14 protein-coding genes are annotated in these 16,674 nt (G+C 72.9%); 4 read left to right on the top strand and 10 right to left on the bottom strand.

The window, feature by feature from the left end; translation table 11 throughout:
* From AC1DZA_RS00070 to AC1DZA_RS00050, 5 genes are all read right to left on the bottom strand, one after another.
* Positions 1 to 369 (bottom strand): nuclear transport factor 2 family protein, encoded by a 369-nt coding sequence (locus AC1DZA_RS00070; RefSeq protein ID WP_309976303.1) that lies wholly within the window; start codon positions 367 to 369, stop codon positions 1 to 3.
* Between the two features lie 27 nt (positions 370 to 396).
* Positions 397 to 1,413, bottom strand: a complete 1,017-nt coding sequence (locus AC1DZA_RS00065) for a magnesium and cobalt transport protein CorA (protein WP_476771203.1) — start codon at positions 1,411 to 1,413, stop codon at positions 397 to 399.
* 96 nt (positions 1,414 to 1,509) lie between these two features.
* Positions 1,510 to 2,145: an MSMEG_1061 family FMN-dependent PPOX-type flavoprotein gene (locus AC1DZA_RS00060; RefSeq protein WP_476771202.1), complete on the bottom strand. Its 636-nt coding sequence runs from the start codon at positions 2,143 to 2,145 to the stop codon at positions 1,510 to 1,512.
* Between the two features lie 10 nt (positions 2,146 to 2,155).
* The gene (locus tag AC1DZA_RS00055; RefSeq protein ID WP_476771622.1) at positions 2,156 to 2,809 is read right to left on the bottom strand and encodes a TrmH family RNA methyltransferase; all 654 of its coding nucleotides are present in this window, start codon (positions 2,807 to 2,809) and stop codon (positions 2,156 to 2,158) included.
* A gap of 122 nt (positions 2,810 to 2,931) precedes the next feature.
* Complete coding sequence (locus tag AC1DZA_RS00050; protein ID WP_476763023.1) at positions 2,932 to 3,243, bottom strand: hypothetical protein; 312 nt, start codon at positions 3,241 to 3,243, stop codon at positions 2,932 to 2,934.
* Positions 3,244 to 3,401: 158 nt separating this feature from the next.
* Between AC1DZA_RS00050 and AC1DZA_RS00045 the strand changes: the two genes are divergently transcribed.
* Positions 3,402 to 4,754, top strand: coding sequence for an Nramp family divalent metal transporter (locus AC1DZA_RS00045; RefSeq protein ID WP_476771201.1), 1,353 nt, complete (start codon positions 3,402 to 3,404; stop codon positions 4,752 to 4,754).
* Between the two features lie 171 nt (positions 4,755 to 4,925).
* Here the strand turns inward: AC1DZA_RS00045 and AC1DZA_RS00040 are convergent, their stop codons facing one another.
* The gene (locus tag AC1DZA_RS00040; RefSeq protein ID WP_476771200.1) at positions 4,926 to 7,550 is read right to left on the bottom strand and encodes a rhamnogalacturonan lyase; all 2,625 of its coding nucleotides are present in this window, start codon (positions 7,548 to 7,550) and stop codon (positions 4,926 to 4,928) included.
* Positions 7,551 to 7,720: 170 nt separating this feature from the next.
* Between AC1DZA_RS00040 and AC1DZA_RS00035 the strand changes: the two genes are divergently transcribed.
* Positions 7,721 to 8,395, top strand: a complete 675-nt coding sequence (locus AC1DZA_RS00035; protein WP_476763327.1) for a metal-dependent transcriptional regulator — start codon at positions 7,721 to 7,723, stop codon at positions 8,393 to 8,395.
* 53 nt (positions 8,396 to 8,448) lie between these two features.
* Entirely contained in the window at positions 8,449 to 9,246 is a 798-nt protein-coding gene (locus AC1DZA_RS00030) for an HAD-IIA family hydrolase (RefSeq protein ID WP_476763328.1), read from the top strand.
* 280 nt (positions 9,247 to 9,526) lie between these two features.
* On the opposite strand, the gene AC1DZA_RS00025 is transcribed toward AC1DZA_RS00030, so the two are convergent.
* A complete protein-coding gene (locus AC1DZA_RS00025) occupies positions 9,527 to 10,534 on the bottom strand; it encodes an aldo/keto reductase (RefSeq protein WP_476771199.1) in 1,008 nt (335 codons plus the stop codon).
* A 121-nt stretch (positions 10,535 to 10,655) separates the two neighbouring features.
* Here AC1DZA_RS00025 and pdxR point away from each other — a divergent pair, with 121 nt between their 5' ends.
* Entirely contained in the window at positions 10,656 to 12,086 is a 1,431-nt protein-coding gene (gene pdxR, locus AC1DZA_RS00020; RefSeq protein WP_476771198.1) for a MocR-like pyridoxine biosynthesis transcription factor PdxR, read from the top strand.
* A gap of 29 nt (positions 12,087 to 12,115) precedes the next feature.
* Here pdxR and AC1DZA_RS00015 read toward each other — a convergent pair whose 3' ends face one another.
* The 3 genes from AC1DZA_RS00015 to AC1DZA_RS00005 form a co-directional block, all read right to left on the bottom strand.
* The gene (locus AC1DZA_RS00015) at positions 12,116 to 13,048 is read right to left on the bottom strand and encodes a nucleoside hydrolase (protein ID WP_476771197.1); all 933 of its coding nucleotides are present in this window, start codon (positions 13,046 to 13,048) and stop codon (positions 12,116 to 12,118) included.
* Complete coding sequence (locus tag AC1DZA_RS00010) at positions 13,045 to 14,055, bottom strand: ribokinase (RefSeq protein ID WP_476771196.1); 1,011 nt, start codon at positions 14,053 to 14,055, stop codon at positions 13,045 to 13,047. The genes AC1DZA_RS00015 and AC1DZA_RS00010 overlap by 4 nt, the downstream gene beginning before the upstream one ends.
* A 1-nt stretch (position 14,056) precedes the next feature.
* Positions 14,057 to 16,674, bottom strand: a 2,618-nt coding sequence (locus tag AC1DZA_RS00005) for a hypothetical protein (protein WP_476771195.1), incomplete at its 5' end; no start/stop codon positions are given.

Genomic DNA, 16,674 nt, shown 5'->3' with positions numbered 1-16,674 from the left:
TCAGGCGGGCGTCTGCTGGTGCGCGGCGACGTGCCAGGCGCCGTCGTCGTAGAGGTAGGTCGTCGACATGCGGAGGTTCACCGTGTCGTCGCCACGCCGTGCGACCGCGCGGTACACGACCACGCCGGCGTGGTCGCCGAGTCGGATGACGGCGGGCTCGTGCAGCTCGTACGAGTCCCACGGCGGGGTGGTGCGGAACGCGGCGAGGATCTCGTCACGGCCGAGCATCGCCCCCTCGACGACCATGAGCGCGTCGCGGGTCATCGCGCGCTGGTAGTGCTCGCCGCCGCGACCGTCGAGGATCGCCTTCCATCCGGCGTGTTCCTCGTGCAGCAGACGGGCGGGCAGATCGTCGGTGATCTCGGTCATGCCGGCAACGCTAGCCGCGGCATCCGCTCAGAGCCAGCCCTTGCGCTTGAAGACGAGGTAGAGGCCGCCGGCGAAGCCGAGCATGAGCGCGATCGCGAACGGGTAGCCCCACGGCTGGCCGAGCTCGGGCATGTACCGGAAGTTCATGCCGTAGAGGGCGGCGATGAGACTCGGCGCGAAGATGATGGCGGCCCAGCTGGAGATCTTCTTCGACTGCTCGCTCTGCGCGAGCGCCGTCTCGGAGAGCACCCGGGTCTCCTCGTTCTGCCGCTGCGCCACCAGCGTCGAGTGCACCTGCAGCGCGTTCTGGAGCAGCTGGCGGAACGTGTCGCCGCGCTCGATGATCCGGATGACGTGGTCCTTCACGTCCCGCAGGTACCGCTGCAGCTCGAGGTCGACGGCGTACTTCTCGAAGCCCCGCTCGAGGCCGTCGAACATGGCCACGAGCGGTCGGGTCGCCCGCTGGAACTCCATGACCTCGCTCGCCAGGTCGTAGATGCGCCGGGTCACCTCGGGGTCGCCCGAGAACAGCTGCTCCTCGATCTCGTCGATGTCGTTCTCGAGGCCCGCGTCGACCGGCGAGTACTCGTCGACGACCTCGTCGAGGACCGCGTAGAGCACGGCCTCGGGTCCCTTCGCGAGCAGGTCGGGCGAGGACTCGAGCCGGTGGCGCACGCGCGCGAGGTCGGGGGACTCGGCGCGGCGGATGGTGATGGCGAAGTCGGGCCCGATGAACACGTGCAGCTCGCCGAACTCCACCTGCTCCTGGGCGTCGAGGTAGCGGGCGGGCCGCAGCACGACGAAGAGGCTCTCGCCGTAGCGCTCGAGCTTGGCCCGCTGGTGCCCCTTCTTCGCGTCCTCGACGGCGAGCGGGTGCAGGCCGAACTCGCTCGCGAGGGCGTCCAGCTCGCCGTCGGTGGGGCGGTACAGCCCGATCCACGCGAAGCCGCCGTGCGCCTCACGGGTCTCGAAGGTCTCCTCGAGCGAGGCGGGGGTGGCGACCCGGCGGCCGCCCGAGTAGATCGCGTTGTCGACGACGGGCATCGTCACAAGTCTGGTCGGACGCGGCATCCGCAGGCCCATCGACACGCGCACGAGGGCGACGGATGCCGCGTGCCGGACGCCCGCCGAGACCGCGCGTCAGCCGTAGATCCCCTCGGCGTACCGGGGGCCGTAGTACTCGTCGAGCGCGTCGAGCGACTCGCCCTGGCGTTCCACCGCCTGCGCGATCACCGCGCGTCGCGGCGCCGCCTCGGGCGTCCACGTCTCGGGCTGCCAGGCCTTGGAGCGCAGGAACGCCTTCGAGCAGTGGAAGAACACCTCCTCGATGTCGACGAGCATGGCGAGGGCGGGCGTGTGGCCGCGCACCACCATGCGGTCGAGGAACGGGGCGTCGCGCACGATCGTCGCGCGACCGTTGATGCGCAGCGTGTCGCCCCGCCCCGGGATGACGAAGATCAGCCCGACGCGAGGGTTGCGGAGGATGTTGTGGAAGCCGTCTGCGCGGCGGTTGCCCGGCCGCTCGGGGAGGGCGATCGTGGTGTCGTCGAGCACCGTCACGAAGCCCGCGGGATCGCCCTTCGGCGACACGTCGAGGGCGCCGCGCTCGTCGGAGGTGGCGACGAACGCGAGGGGTGCCGCCGCGAGCCAGGCGAGGTCGACCTCGTGCAGGCGGGACCGGGACTTGCCGGCAGCGGCCGGCAAGGGCCTGCCGACGATCGCCTCCAGTTCGCTGACCGAGGTGATGGGCACGCCGCGTTCGCTCTGCTCGACCATGCCACCCAACCTACGCTCCGCGCACCGCGTGCATGAGCACCCACGAGTGCATCGCGATGGCGGCGGCGGCGCTCGCGTTGAGCGACCGGGTCGACCCGTACTGCGTGATCTCGACGACGGCGTCGGCTGCGGCGGTCGCCTCGGCGGAGAGGCCCGGTCCCTCCTGGCCGAAGAGCAGCACGCATCGCTCGGGCCACTCGAACGCCTCGATGGGCACGGCGCCCTCGACGTTGTCGACGGCCACGATGGGCACGGATGCCGCGTGCGCCCACCCGGCGAAGGCGGCGACATCCGGGTGGTACAGGAGGTGCTGGTATCGGTCGGTGACCATGGCGCCCCGCTTGTTCCAGCGACGGCGCCCGATGATGTGCACGGTGTCGGCGGCGAACGCGTTCGCGGTGCGCACGATCGAGCCGATGTTCATGTCGTGCTGCCAGTTCTCGATGGCGACATGGAACGGATGCCGCCGCGTGTCGAGGTCGGCGACGATCGCCTCCATGCGCCAGTACCGATAGCGATCGACGACGTTGCGGGTGTCGCCGCGCTCGAGCAGCTCGGGGTCGAAGTGCGGATCGGCCGGCCACGCGGAGGGCCCGCCTGGCCACGGGCCGACGCCGTGCGGAAGGGTCGGCTCGGCGGGTTCCGTCGGTTCCGCGGCATCCACTCGCTCATGCGCGTCGACGTCGCGGCTGGGGTCGGCTGTATCCACGAGGCAAGGCTAGCCGGGTGGGATGAGGCCGACCCCGGCGCGCTCACGCCGGGGTCGGTTGGTGGTGCGGAAGCGCATCAACCTCCGAACTCGACGCCGCCACGGCAGGCGTCACCGGGGCTCGGCACGGCGTCCTTGTATCCGCCGCGGACCCACTGGCCGTAGCTCTGCACGTGGCCGCCGGTGACGAAGTCGTCATCGAAGCCGGGCGGGTTGCCCTCCATCGCATCGGGCACATCCCGCCCGGAGTAGGCGCAGGCCGAATTGGCCGTCTCCGCTCCAGGGACTGGTTGGCCATGGCCGCCGGTCTCGCCGGCGAATGCCGCTCCGGCACCGCCACCGAGCACGAGGCCCAGTGCGACGGCGCAGCCGATGACTGCTCGTTTCATGATGTTCCACCTCCGGGTGATGTGCCGGACGACCACGATGCGCCCCAACATGGTGAGGCCCCGGCCCAGTGCAGGCCGCCCGATGCGACGCACCATACTCCTGTCCCGGCGACGCCATCAGTCTTTTCGGGTCACCGAAATCCGGGTAATCTTTCGGCATGCCTAAATCAGCGGATGCCGCGACGACGCGGTCCCCGACGCGGGCGGCTGCGACGGCAGCCGGCGGCCCGCCGGCCTCGCTGCCGCGGCTCGCCTGGCTGATCGGCCCGGCGCTCGTGGCGGGCGTCGCCTACCTCGATCCGGGCAATGTCGCAAGCAACATGACGGCCGGAGCGCAATACGGCTACCTGCTCGTCTGGGTGGTGGTGCTCGGCAACACCATGGCGTGGCTCATCCAGTACCTCTCGGCCAAGCTCGGCGTCGTCACCGGTAAGAGCCTCCCCGAGGTGCTCGGCGAACGCATCGGCAACCGCTGGGGGCGGCGGGCCTACTGGCTGCAGGCAGAGCTCGTCGCCATGGCCACCGATCTCGCCGAGGTCATCGGCGGGGCGGTCGCGCTCAACCTGCTCTTCGGGATCCCGCTCGTCTGGGGCGGCCTCATCACGGGCGGCGTCTCGCTCGTGCTCCTCGTCATCCAGTCGCGCCGCGGAGCACGACCGTTCGAGTTCGTGATCATCGGCCTGCTCGTCGTCATCACGATCGGCTTCAGCGTCGGCGTCTTCGTCGCCCCGCCAGACGCCGCCGGGGTCATCGGCGGGCTCGTGCCGCGGTTCGCCGACGCCAACTCGGTGCTGCTCGCGGCATCCATCCTCGGCGCCACGATCATGCCGCACGCCATCTACGCGCACTCGGCCCTGAGCCGCGACCGCTTCTCGCCCCAGGCGCGCCCCTTCGGGGAGCCGCCGGCGGATGTCGCGGCAGACGCGGGCGACCCCGTCGAGGCCGGGCGCCGCATCCCCACCCGCCGCCTGCTCGTGGCCACCCGCTGGGACGTCTCGATCGCGATGGCGATCGCCGGCACCGTGAACCTCTGCATCCTGCTGCTCGCCGCCGCGAACCTCGCCGGCGTCGCCGGCACGAACAGCCTCGAGGGCGCGTACGCCGCCCTGCAGGTCTCGCTCGGTCCGCTCGTCGCCACCCTCTTCGCGGTCGGCCTGCTCGCCTCGGGGCTCGCCTCGACCTCGGTCGGCGCCTACGCGGGCGCCGAGATCATGCGCGGGCTGCTGCACGTGCGCGTGCCCCTGATAGCGCGCCGCCTCGTCACGCTCATCCCCGCGCTCGTCATCCTCGCGCTCGGCTTCGACCCCACGGTCTCGCTCGTGCTCAGCCAGGTCGTGCTCTCGTTCGGCATCCCGTTCGCGCTCATCCCGCTCGTGTCCGTCACCGCGCGACGCAGCGTGCTCGGGCGCTACGCGAACCACTGGGGCACGACGGCCGCCGGCGTCGCGGCATCCGTGTTCCTCATCACCCTGAACGGCCTGCTGCTCTGGCTGGTCTTCACGGGGGCGTGAGCCGAGCGTCCGATGAGGTGATGGGCGGATGCCGCGTGCGGGCGTGGGACCGCCCCGGGTGCCGGCACGGAATTGCGGTACCCGGGGCGGTCGTCTGGTGCGGCCGAGCGACGGAGCGTTGCGAACCCGTGCGGCTCGCGGCATCCGTCGCCCGACCGGGCCTTCGGACGGTCAGTCGTCGAACGACACCGTCCACTCCGCCGTCGCGCCGTCGGCGATGCGGTACCAGGGCGACGGCACGGCCACGACCGTGGCGTCGCCGACGACCGCGACCTTGCCGTTCGCCGAGGTGACGAGCTCGCCGTTGACGTAGTAGTCGACGCCGGTGCGGTCGTTCGGCACCTGGATCTCGTCCTTCTTCGTGCCGGGACGGTCCTTGAACTTCGGTTCGCCGGGCGTGACCGGGGTGGTCAGGATCGGCACGTTCGCGAAGTCCATGTCGCTCGCCAGGTAGAACGAGGTGTACGCCGGCTGGTTGTACGTCGTCTGCTGGCGGGCGGTCTCGGCCCGGTACTGCACGTCGTGCATGAGCGTGGGCAGCTTGTGCGTCGTGACCTCGGTGCTCGTGTAGATGCGCAGCGCGCTCGAGTCGGTCGTGCGAAGGAGCAGCTCCTCGCGCCAGTCGCCGAACACGTCGGCGACGAGCGACGGGTTGCCCTTCGTGCCGTTGTTCGTGAACGTGCCCGTCGCGGTGAGCAGGTTGCCCCGGGTCCAGTCGTCGACGGTCGGGGTCACCTGCACCTGCGGGTTGCCGGCCAGGCCGCCGCCCACGATCTGCGTCGTGAGGTCGGCCGCCCAGCGGATCGACATGTTCGTGCCGGGCGTCGCCGCCGAGAGGATCTCGCCCTTGGCGCTCAGCAGTCCGCTCGCGTCGGTGCCGCCGGGCAGGCTCGACCAGACCTCGATGCCGGGCACGTCGCTGCGCACGTCGCCGATCATGGCGCGGCCGGTGTCGCGGCCCGAGTAGGCGCCGAAGAGCACCTCGCCGGTCGCGGCATCCCGCATCGCCGAACCGTAGGGGGCGCCCGTCGCGCCCTCGTGGGCGGTCCACACCTCGACGCCGTCGCGCGACGGGTCGATGTCGGTCACGTGCATGGCGTCGCCGTGGCCGAGGCGCACGGTCGCGCCCGGGTTGGCGCTGCCGGGAGGCAGCACGTCGAACGAGCTGTAGAGCAGGCTGCCGTCGTCGTCGATCGTCGCCGAGCCGTAGACGAGCTCCTGCTTGCCGTCGGCGTCGACGTCGGCGAGGCTCAGCGAGTGGTCGCCCTGCGTGGTGATCGTCGCGAACTCGGGGTTCGTGCCGTCACGGCCGTGGGGTCCGTCGTTGAACGGGTTCGTCAGGGGCACGTGGCCGCTGTCGACCTGCCACCGCTGGCTCAGCGTCTCGCCGTCCCAGTCGAGCGTGGTGATCGTCGTGCGCGTGTAGTAGCCGCGGGCGAACACCGCCGACGGGTGCTGGCCGTCGAAGTACCCGATGCCCGAGAGGAACCGGTCGACCCTGTTGCCCGGCTCGATGCGGGACATCGCGTAGTCGCCCCAGAGCAGGCCGTCGTCGCCGCGCCCGGTTGGGTAGGCGATGGTCTGGAGCTCCTCGCCCGTGGCGCTGTCGAACACCGTGAGGTACTCAGGACCGTCGACGATGAAGCCCTCGAACTCGCGCAGCTTGTTGTTCGCGCTGCGGCTCGGCGCATACACGTCGATGAAGTAGTCGGCGAGCTCCTGGGCGTCGGCCTCCGAGAGCGGGTACTCGTGCGTGACGGGGATGCCCCACGCCTGCTCGAGCGTCGCCGGCCAGTGTCCGGCGACCACCTCGGGGTGCTCGGTCCAGCCCTGGAACAGCTCGACGAGGTGCTGCTCGTAGTCGGCGGCGCTCATGCGGTAGTCGTCGGTGTGCGCGTAGCCCGCGGCCACATCCGCCTCTGGCATCGTGATGTACCGCTCGCTCGCGACCGTGCCGTCGGCGTTGTACGTGATCGACTTCGTGCCGGGCGCCGTCTTCAGCATGGTCTCGGACCGGCCGTCGCCGTCGAAGTCGTAGACGAGGAACTGCGTGTAGTGCGCGCCGGCGCGGATGTTCACGCCGAGGTCGAGCCGGTTCAGCAGGGTGCCGTCGAGCTCGTAGGTGTCGAGGTAGACGGGCCCGGTCCAGCCGCGCTGCGAGACGTCCTTGGAGTTCGACGGGTCCCACTTGACGACGTACTCGTAGGCGCCGTCGCCGTCGACGTCGGCGACTGAGACGTCGTTGGCCGAGTACGTGTAGGTCGTGGGCTGGTTCGGGATGACGCTCGGCGGCGTCACGCCGTCGGCCGGCTTCTTCAGCGGCAGGTCGGTGTAGCCCTGCGCCCACGCCGACACCGCGTCGGATGCCTCGAGCTCGATGCCGTTCACCACGGGAGCCACGGTGTACTGCGCGGTCGCCGTGCCCGCGGCATCCGCGTAGTTGGTGCTGTCGCTGACGGTGGCGATCTTCGTGCCGTCGCGGTAGACCGCGAAGTCGGGGCCGGCGACGCCGGTGTCGGTCGCGCCGGTCGCCTCGGAGGCGAGCAGGCGCCAGCTGAGGAAGACGCCCTCGGACGTGGAGACCGCGACGAGGCCGCGGTCGAGCTGCTCGAGCTGGGGCACGCCGTCTGGCACGGGGGCCGGGGCGGTGGCGGGGTTCGTCGCCGCGTTCGTCGCCGCGTTCGCTCGGGCGGAGTCGAGGGGGGCGGCGGCCGCGGACTGGGCGGCACCGGCGATCAGGCAGCCGGCGGCGGCCACCGCCAGTGCCGCGCGGAATGGATGTTGACCGAGATTCATCGTCGAATCCTTCTCTGGGCTCATGGCCCGTCGGTGGGATAGCGCTTTCCGTGCAGGGTCGAAGGTATCCCCCGGACGGGGACGGGTCAACCCTTCGCGAACAAATTGACACGATTCAGAGTCGCTGGCGCCGGCCGCGTCGCGTGACCGCTCCCGATATCCTGAGGCCGATGCCAGCCACCAGCCCCGCGATCGAGGACTACCTCAAGACGGTGTACGCCCACACCGAGTGGCAGCCCGACGCCATCACCCCCAAGGTGCTCGCCGACCGGCTGGGCGTCGCGCCCTCGTCGGTCACCGAGATGGTGAAGAAGATGGCCGCGGCCGGCCTCGTCTCCCACGTGCCCTACGGCGCGGTACGGCTGACGGATGCCGGTCGGGCGCGCGCGCTTGCGGTGGTGCGACGGCACCGGCTCATCGAGACCTGGCTCGTGCAGGAGATGGGTTACGGCTGGGACGAGGTGCACGACGAGGCCGAGATCCTCGAGCACGCGATCTCCGACCGGCTGCTCGAGGCCATCGACGACCGGCTCGGCCGCCCCGCCCGCGACCCCCACGGCGACCAGATCCCCTCGGCGGCCGGCATCCTCGAGATGCGCGACGCCGTGCTCCTCGCCGATGCCGCCCCGGGTCATTCGGGTGCCGTCGTCCGCATCAGTGACCGCGACCCCGCCGTGCTGCGCGACCTCGACGACGCCGGGATCGGCCTCGACACCGTGCTCCGGGTGACGGATGCCGCGGCGGCATCCGTGCACGTGACCGTCGGCGACGCCGGCGGGTCCGGCGAGCCGCCCGCGCACACGCTGCCGCGCGCCGCCGCCGAGGCCATCTGGGTGACGGCGTAGGCGCTGCATCCGACGGTCATGGACCGCTCATCTCGTCGGCCTAGGCTTGGCGCATGGGACGACGTGATGAAGTCGAGTGCTGGCTCACTGACATGGACGGCGTGCTCGTGCACGAGAACCACGCCCTGCCCGGCGCGGCCGAACTGCTGCAGCAGTGGGAGGACGCCGGCACGCCCTACCTCGTGCTCACGAACAACTCGATCTTCACGGCGCGCGACCTCTCGGCGCGGCTGCGGGCGAGCGGGCTGCACGTGCCCGAGGACCGCATCTGGACCTCCGCGCTCGCGACGGCCGACTTCCTCAAGCAGCAGCTGCCCGGCGGCACGGCGTTCGTGATCGGCGAGGCCGGCATCCTCACCGCGCTGCACGAGGCCGGCTTCGTGATGACCGAGACCGCGCCCGACTTCGTCGTGGTCGGCGAGACCCGCAACTACTCGTTCGAGGCGATCACCAAGGCGATCCGCCTGATCGGCAACGGCGCCCGGTTCATCGTCACCAATCCCGATGCCACGGGGCCGTCGGCCGACGGGCCGCTGCCCGCCACCGGGGCGATCGCCGCCCTGATCACGAAGGCGACCGGCAAGGAGCCCTACGTCGTGGGCAAGCCGAACCCGATGATGTTCCGCTCGGCGCTCAACAAGATCGGCGCGCACTCCGAGAACACGGCGATGATCGGCGACCGCATGGACACCGACATCGTCGCCGGCATCGAGGCCGGCCTGCACACGGTGCTCGTGCTCACGGGCATCAGCGACCAGGCCGAGATCGAGCGGTACCCGTTCCGGCCCGAGGAGATCCTCTCGGGCGTGCACGAGCTCGTGCGATCGGAGCCGGTCGAGGTCGAGCTGTAGGGCTGCGCGAGGCCCCGGCGCCGGCCGCCCCGCACGGCGCGGCGCGGCGATTCAGGCGAACAGCCGCCATTCAGGACGATTCGGCGCCGTTCGGCCTGACCAGCCGCCGATCGCCTGAATCGCGGGCTGCTTGGCGCGGCCCGGGTGACGGGAGGCCGGAGGCGGGGGAGGCGATTCGGCCGAGGGGAGGTCGGATTCCCCCGCTCCGACCTCCCTCCGCGCCGAACTCCTCCCGCCACGCGCCGAGACGGGCGGGGTGACGCCGGCCAGCGTCCCGGGCTCACGCCGCCGCGAGCCGCTCCATGGGCTCGGCGTCGAGGCGCTCGCGCACCGACGCGTCGAGGTCGAGCTCGGCCGCTCCGAGGACCTCGTCGAGCTGGGCGACGCTGGAGGCCCCGACGACGGGGATGACCGGCACCTCGCCACCCAGGAGCCACGCGAGGGCGACCTGGTTGGGCGTCGCGCCGACGTCGCGGGCGACCTCGTGCAGCAGCCGGATCCGGGCGTGCGTGGTGGGGTGGTCGACTCCGCCCCAGAGCGGCTTGTCGGGTCGGGCGAGGGAGCCCTGGTGCAGCGGCGAGTACGCCGTCACGGCCAGCGGCGGCCGGCCGTCGACCCCGCTGGCGTCGGCGTAGTCGAGCAGCTCGGGCGTGACGAAGTTCATGCGGCCGGGCTTCGGCGCCGGGTGGATGAAGCTGTACTGCTGCTGCACGAGCCCGTACGGCGCGAGGCCCTGCCTGATGGCCTCCTCCCGTGCCTCGACCACGCGCCAGACGGCGACGTTCGAGATGCCGGTGATGCCGACGAGCCCGGCGTCCTGCAGCTCGCCGAAGGCGCCGACGGTCTCGGCGAGCGGGGTGTCGCGGTCGTCGACGTGGCCGTAGAGCACGTCGAGGTGGTCGACGCCGAGGTGGCGCAGGCTCTCACGTGACTCCCGGGCGATGATGTCTGCGGCGAGGCCCTGGTAGTTGGTGGGCTCGCTCGTCGACAGCGGCAGCGCGGGGTCCTTCTTCGCCGCGCCGAGCTTCGTCGCGATGCGGACCCGGTGCCGGATGCCGCGGCTGGCGAGCCAGCGGCCGATGACGTCCTCGCTGTCGTGGCCGTGGCCCAACCCCCACGCGTTGTAGTTGTTGGCGGTGTCGAGGAACGTGCCTCCGGCCTCGACGAAGCGGTCGAGGATGGCGAACGAGGTGACCTCGTCGGTGCGTGTCCCCATCCACATGGTGCCGAGGCAGAGGGTGGAGACGTCGAACGACGTGCGTCCGTCGCCGATGGTGCGGTAGCGCATGATGATCCTTTCGATCCGGTGATGGATCGAGCGTACGAACGTACCGGCACGGGCATACACTCCAATCGGCTACCGTTCTGCCAGACCAATTCGATGACCGTGCCCGCGAAGGGGGCTCCGGATGCCGCGACCGCCCGCCGCGCCGACCCTCGCGTGGGAGACCCTGCTCGACCTCGGCGATGGCACCGCAGCGCTGCGGGATCGCCTCGAGGGCGCCATCCGCGAGGCCGTGCAGGCAGGGCGGATCCCCGCCGGCGCCGCGCTGCCCCCGAGCCGGGGCCTCGCCGAGACGTTGGGCGTCTCCCGGTGGGTGGTGACCGAGGCGTACGGGCAGCTCGTCGCCGAGGGGCTCCTCGACGCCCGGGTGGGCGCGGCCACTCGGGTGGCGGCAGGCTCGTGGCATCCGCCCACCGTCGGATCGGCCGAGTCGGGTTCGGTTCGCGCCGAGTACCGGCGGCCGGCGTACGACCTCGGCCCGGGCGTGCCCGACCTGCGCAACGTGCCGCGCGCCAGGTGGTCGGCCGCCGTGCGGCGGGCGCTCGAACTGCTGCCCGACGCCGAACTCGCCGTGGTCGATCGGCTGGGGCATCCGCTCGCCCGCACCGCCGTGGCGGCGTATCTCGTGCGGTCGCGACGCGCGGTCGCCCGGCCCGACGACGTCGTCATCACGCACGGCGCCGGCGATGCCATGGTCGGCCTCGCAGCGGGGCTGCGGGCAGCCGGGCATCGGAGCCTCCTCGTCGAGGACCCGGGGTGGAGCGGGATGCGCGAGGTCGCGGCGGCCGCGGGGCTCACGCCCGTGCCGGTCCCGGTCGATGCGGACGGCGTCGACGTGGCGGCGCTCGAAGCGGCGGCCGAGCGCACCGGGGCCCGCGCGGCGCTCATCACGCCGGCGCACCAGTTCCCCATGGGAGCGGCGTTGTCACCGGCCCGACGTGAGGCGATCGTGCATTGGGCGAGGCGGGTCGACGGGCTGCTCGTGGAGGACGACTACGACGCCGAGTTCCGCTACGACCGGCGGCCGATCGCGGCCCTGCAGGGGCTCGCACCCGAGCGCATCGTGCTCGTCGGCTCGCTGTCGAAGTCGGTCGCGCAGGCGTTCGGGCTCGGCTGGGCGATCATCCCTGCCGAGATCCGGGCACGTGTGCGCCTGCCCGAGTCGGCGCGCCCCTCGACCCTCGAGCAGGTCGCGCTCGCCCACTTCATCACGAGCGGCGACCTCGAACGCCACCTGCGTGCGGCTCGCGGGCGGTTCCGACGGAGGAGGGCTGCACTGCTGGAGGCGCTCACCCTGGAGCTGCCCGACCTCGCGGTGACGGGCGTCGCCGCCGGCATGCACGCCGTGCTCGAGCTGCCGCCCGGCGTACGGGCGGCCGACGTGCGCAGTGCCGCCGCGGAGCTCGACGTCGGCGTCTCGGACCTGAACCGATATCGAGCGTCGGGTCGTACGCCGACTGCCGAGGCGCTCGTGCTCGGCTACGGCAACCTCTCCGACGCCCTGGTCGACGAGGCGGTCGGGCGGCTCGCGCGGGTCATCCGCACGCTCGGCTGACGCACGGAGCAGGTGGGTCGGCCGCGCCGTCAGGCGAGGCGCGAGATGGCCGTCTCGAGCACGCCCCAGAAGCGGTCGACGTCGAGGCCGGTCGCGACCCACGCGTTCGGCTCGCGGCGGAGCATCCCGTCGAGATCGACGCTCGTCGCGCCCACGGTCTCGGCGCCGGCGACTTCGACGTCGAGGCGCGTGCGCACGAGCTGCACGCAGGCCGGGTCGGCGAGCACCGCCACGGCGACGGGATCGTGCAACGGCCCGTCGGGCATGCCGAACACCTCGTCGTTCGTGCGGCAGAAGAACTCGAGCAGCTCGTCGCCGAAGGCTGAGGTCACGTTGCCGACGCCGGCCAGCCGCTCGCGCACCCCGGCCGTCACGAGCGCCTGGTGCGTCACGTTCAGTCCGACCATCGTGAAGCGGATGCCGCTGCTCACGACGAGCGCGAGCGCCTCGGGGTCCACCCACGCGTTGAACTCCGCGTACGGCGTGACGTTGCCCCGCCCCGTGGAGCCGCCCATCCACACGATCTCGCGGATGCGGTCGGCGACGTCGGGGCGGTCGCGCAGCAGGATCGCCACGTTCGTGATCGGTCCCGTCGCGACGATCGCCACCGGCTCGTCGGCGGCGAGCAGCGTGTCGGCCATGAGCTCGGTGGCGCCCCGCGGGTCGAGCCGCACGCTCGGCTCGGGCAGCACGGGTCCGCCGAGCCCGTTCTCCCCGTGGATCCATTCGGCGGTCTCGAGCGTGCGAGCGAGCGGGCCTGCGGCTCCGGCGGCGACGGGCACGCCGGCGACGCCCGCGACGGTCAGCGCGATGCGGGCATTGCGGCTCGTGTGCTCGATCGGCACGTTGCCGCCGACCGTCGTGACGGCCAGCAGGTCGAGCGACGGATGCCCCGCCGCGAGCCACAGCGCGAAGACGTCGTCGTGCCCGGGGTCGCAGTCGACGATCACGGGCACCGTCATGCGGATCCCACGGGGTCGTCGCCGGCCGGCCGGGCGGAGCCGACTCCGGCCGCCCGCAGCACGGCCTCGCGGCCGGCGTAGGAGTCGACCGTGCCGCGCGCCTGCACGGCCAGCGCGCCGGCGGCGACGGCCACGCGGACCGCCTCGTCGAGCGAACGCCCTTCCGCGAGCATGGCGGCGAGCGCACCGGTGAAGCCGTCGCCGGCTCCGGTGGTGTCGACGGCGTCGACGCGGGGGGCGGCCGCGACCCAGGATCCGTCGCTCGCCGCGGCCACGGCGCCCGCGGGGCCGAGCGTCACGACCACGGACTGGGCGATGCGGCCGACCGCGGAGGCCGCGGCGGCGCGCCAAGCGTCGATCGACCCGCCCGCGGCATCCGGGTCGCCCGCGTCGAGGCCGCGCGTGTCGGCGACGGGCGCGATGCCCACCGCGCGCGCCTCGTGCTCGTTCACGACGAGCGGATCGGCGAAGCGCAGAGTCGCGGCGCTGACGGGGGCCGGGGGTGCGAGGTTGAGCACGAACCGCACGCCCGACTCGGCCGCGACCTCGGCGATGCGCTCGATCGTCGGTACGGGCAGCTCGCCCTGGGTGAGCACCACGGATGCCGCCGCGAGGCGTTCGTGCTCGGCGTCGACGACCGCCGGCGTGAGGGCGAGGTTGGCGCCGCCCGTGACGATGATCGTGTTCTCGCCCGAGTCGGCGACCGTGATCTGGGCGACGCCGGTCGGGGCATCCGTCTCGCGGTCGACCGCGTTCGTGGGCACGCCGAGCCGCTCGAGGGTCGCGAGTGCGAAGTCGCCCGCGGCATCCGCCCCGATGCGGGCGACCAGGTCGACGGATGCTCCGACGACGTGCGCGGCGACGGCCTGGTTCGAGCCCTTGCCGCCGAGCGCCACCTGGAACGCGTGCGAGAGGATCGTCTCGCCCGGCGCCGGGAACGTCTCGACGTAGCTCGTCGAATCGACGTTGAGCGAGCCGACGACCACGACCCGGGCGGATGCCGCCACGTCAGGCCGCGGGGCCGGGGCCCGCGATGCTCGCGGTGAGCGGTTCGCCGCCCGAGCGGTTCGCGAAGCAGTAGTAGGTGCGCTCGCCTGCGGCCCACTGCTCCTCGGTGACCGGGAACGCCGCCTGCACCTGCAGGTCGGTGATGCCCGAGATCGCGGCCTGGTCGATGACGCCGTCTGCGGTGCAGAGCAGGCCCATCTGCGACGCGATCTCGGCCTCGCCGGGGAAGGGCGCTGCCGCGTCGCCGGGGAGTGCGCCGCGGTAGACGAGCTGTGCGGCGTGCGGGGCCGCGCAGTCGACGACCGTGAACTCCTCGGCCCACGGATTCGCGTAGGGGTCGACGCACTCGCCGCCGAACAGCGTGTTCCAGGCGTGCACGCCGGCCGGCTGCGGGCCCGTGGGCGCGGCGACCGGAGTCTCGGTGGCACTCGGCGTGGCCGAGGGCGACGCCGCGTCGGGCGCTCCGCCCGATCCGCCCGACAGGAGGGTTCCGAGGTAGAACAGACCGGCGAGGACGAGCAGCACGGCCAGTCCGCCCGCGACCCAGATGAGCGTGCGTACGGTGCGCTTGTCACCGGAGCTCTTGGCGCCGGAACCGCCCGTGCCGGAGCCTCCCGCGCCGGAGCCGCCGGAACCGCGTGAGCCGGTGCCGCCCGACGCGCCACCGGTCGCGGTGCTCGACGCTCGCGCGGTCGCCGCAGGCGTGGAGGCCGGCGCGGTCGGCTGCTGGCGGACGGGCGCGGCCGACGCGGGCGCGGCGTTCACGGCCGGGCTCCACGGGTCGGTCGGCGCCGCGGCTGCGGCAGCGCCGCCGAACAGTGCGGCGAGCGGGTCGCCGTCGTGAGCCGCGGATGCCGCGGGTTCGGGCGCCTGCGGGAAGCGGGCGGTGGCGTCGTCGGTGCGGTACCCCGCGGTCGCGTCGTCGGTGCGGTACGCGGCCGTCGGTGCATCGTCGCCGAACCGCCAATCGGGCAAGGGCTCCGCTTCGGGCTCGGCCTGTGCCTCAGGCTCGATGATGGGGTCGCCCGGGCCGGCTTCGGAAGCGTTGACATCGGAGGCGTGGCCATCGGTGTCGAGCCCCGCCGCCACGAACGGCAACGGTCGTTCGAGCCCGTTCGCGTCACGCTCGGGATCTGCCTTGGGGTCGGGCGCCGACGGATCGGGCGTCAGGTTCCAGAAGTAGCCGGTCTCCTCGATCTCACGGGCGATCTGGGATCCATCGCCGGCCGTCGCGTCACCCAGCCGGTCGGCGTGCGTGGCCTCATCGACGTCGTCGAGCGAGCTGTCGCGTCCGAAGAGGCGGCCACGGGGCGCGCGCGGCGGTTCGCGCTCGTCCACGTCGTCGTCATCGTCGACGTCGTCGTCGAAGCCGAGGCCCAGGGCGCCGAGCGCGTCGTCATCGCCGGGGGGTGGCGTGCCGCCGCGGGCAGGCGTACCCGAGCCGAATGCGTCGGACGGCACATCGACGTCGGCGCGCTCGTCGTCTCGGGAGCGACCGGAGGCGGAGCCGGAGCCGAGCGCGGCCAGGAGGTCGTCCACCGGCTCGCCGGTCTGCGGGGGCCGCTGGGGCTCGTCGTCGCGGGCCGACGCGAACGCCGGGAAGGGCGGTCGACGGGTGGCGGCCGCTTCGGCGCGAAGGCCGGCAGGCTCGGAGACCGGGGTTCCGGCAGCGCCACGCACCTCGATGAACGGGAAGCCGGTGCCGGCGACCGGCGTCTGGCCCCCATCGGCGTTCACCTCGGGTCGAGAGGCGGGCGACTCGGATGCCGCACCCGGGCGTCCCGCGTCACCGGATGCCGCGACCGGGCCCTGAGACGACGGACGGTCGGCGAACAGCGCGCTGAAGGGGTCGGCGGTCTCGGCTGCGAAGGCGGTGAACCGCCCGGTGGGCGTCGCATCGACTGCCGGCGTCGCTTCCGGCATCGGCATCGCCTCGGGCACCGGCATCGCCTCGGGCGTCCGGCCCGCTTCGGACGCCGCGGCGGCGCTCGGCGGCGCCGCGGCCGGCTCGTCGGGAGTGGTGAGCGCCGACCAGAGTTCCGCGTCGAAGCCCGCGGCGGGAGCCGCCGTGCCGAACGACGCCGGCGCAGCAGGGGTCACGGGCGTGCCGAGCGGAGCCGACGTTGCCGCACGCTCGTCCCACCCGGCGGGGGCGGTCGACGGTGCGATCGGATGCCGCGGAGGGTCTTCCGGCGGGAAGGAGGGCCGTTCGTCGAAGGCGCTGGAATCGGGCGTCGCGGGCGCGATCGGCGGGACCGACGTCGGCCCGGTGGGGACCGGCGTGAAGGACTGGCGTGCGACGGGCGGCGAGGAGTAGCCGGCGAACGGCGGCGCGGCAGCCTGCTGCTGCGCGTGCGTCGGGAGCGTCGGCGGGACGGGGGGCGTCGGTGCCGCTGACGCGGCCGGCGCAGCCGTCTCCGGGGACGCGGCGGGTGATCCGGGTTCGGAGAGGCTGCGGAAGGCGGCGCGGATCGCATCCTCGTTGTCGAGGTCGGAGCCCCAGGTCAGGGCGAACGGCGCCGTCGGGGTCACCGGTCCGGGCGGTGGCGCGGCGGCAGCAGGCGGCAGCGGCGGCAGCGGCGGCACCGGCGCCATTGGCCCGGCGGGCGCCACCGGCG

Source organism: Agromyces sp. P2_B3 (assembly GCF_056404815.1).
Note: the sequence above shows the minus strand (reverse complement) of the source record. Positions and strands in the feature narration are given on the sequence as shown.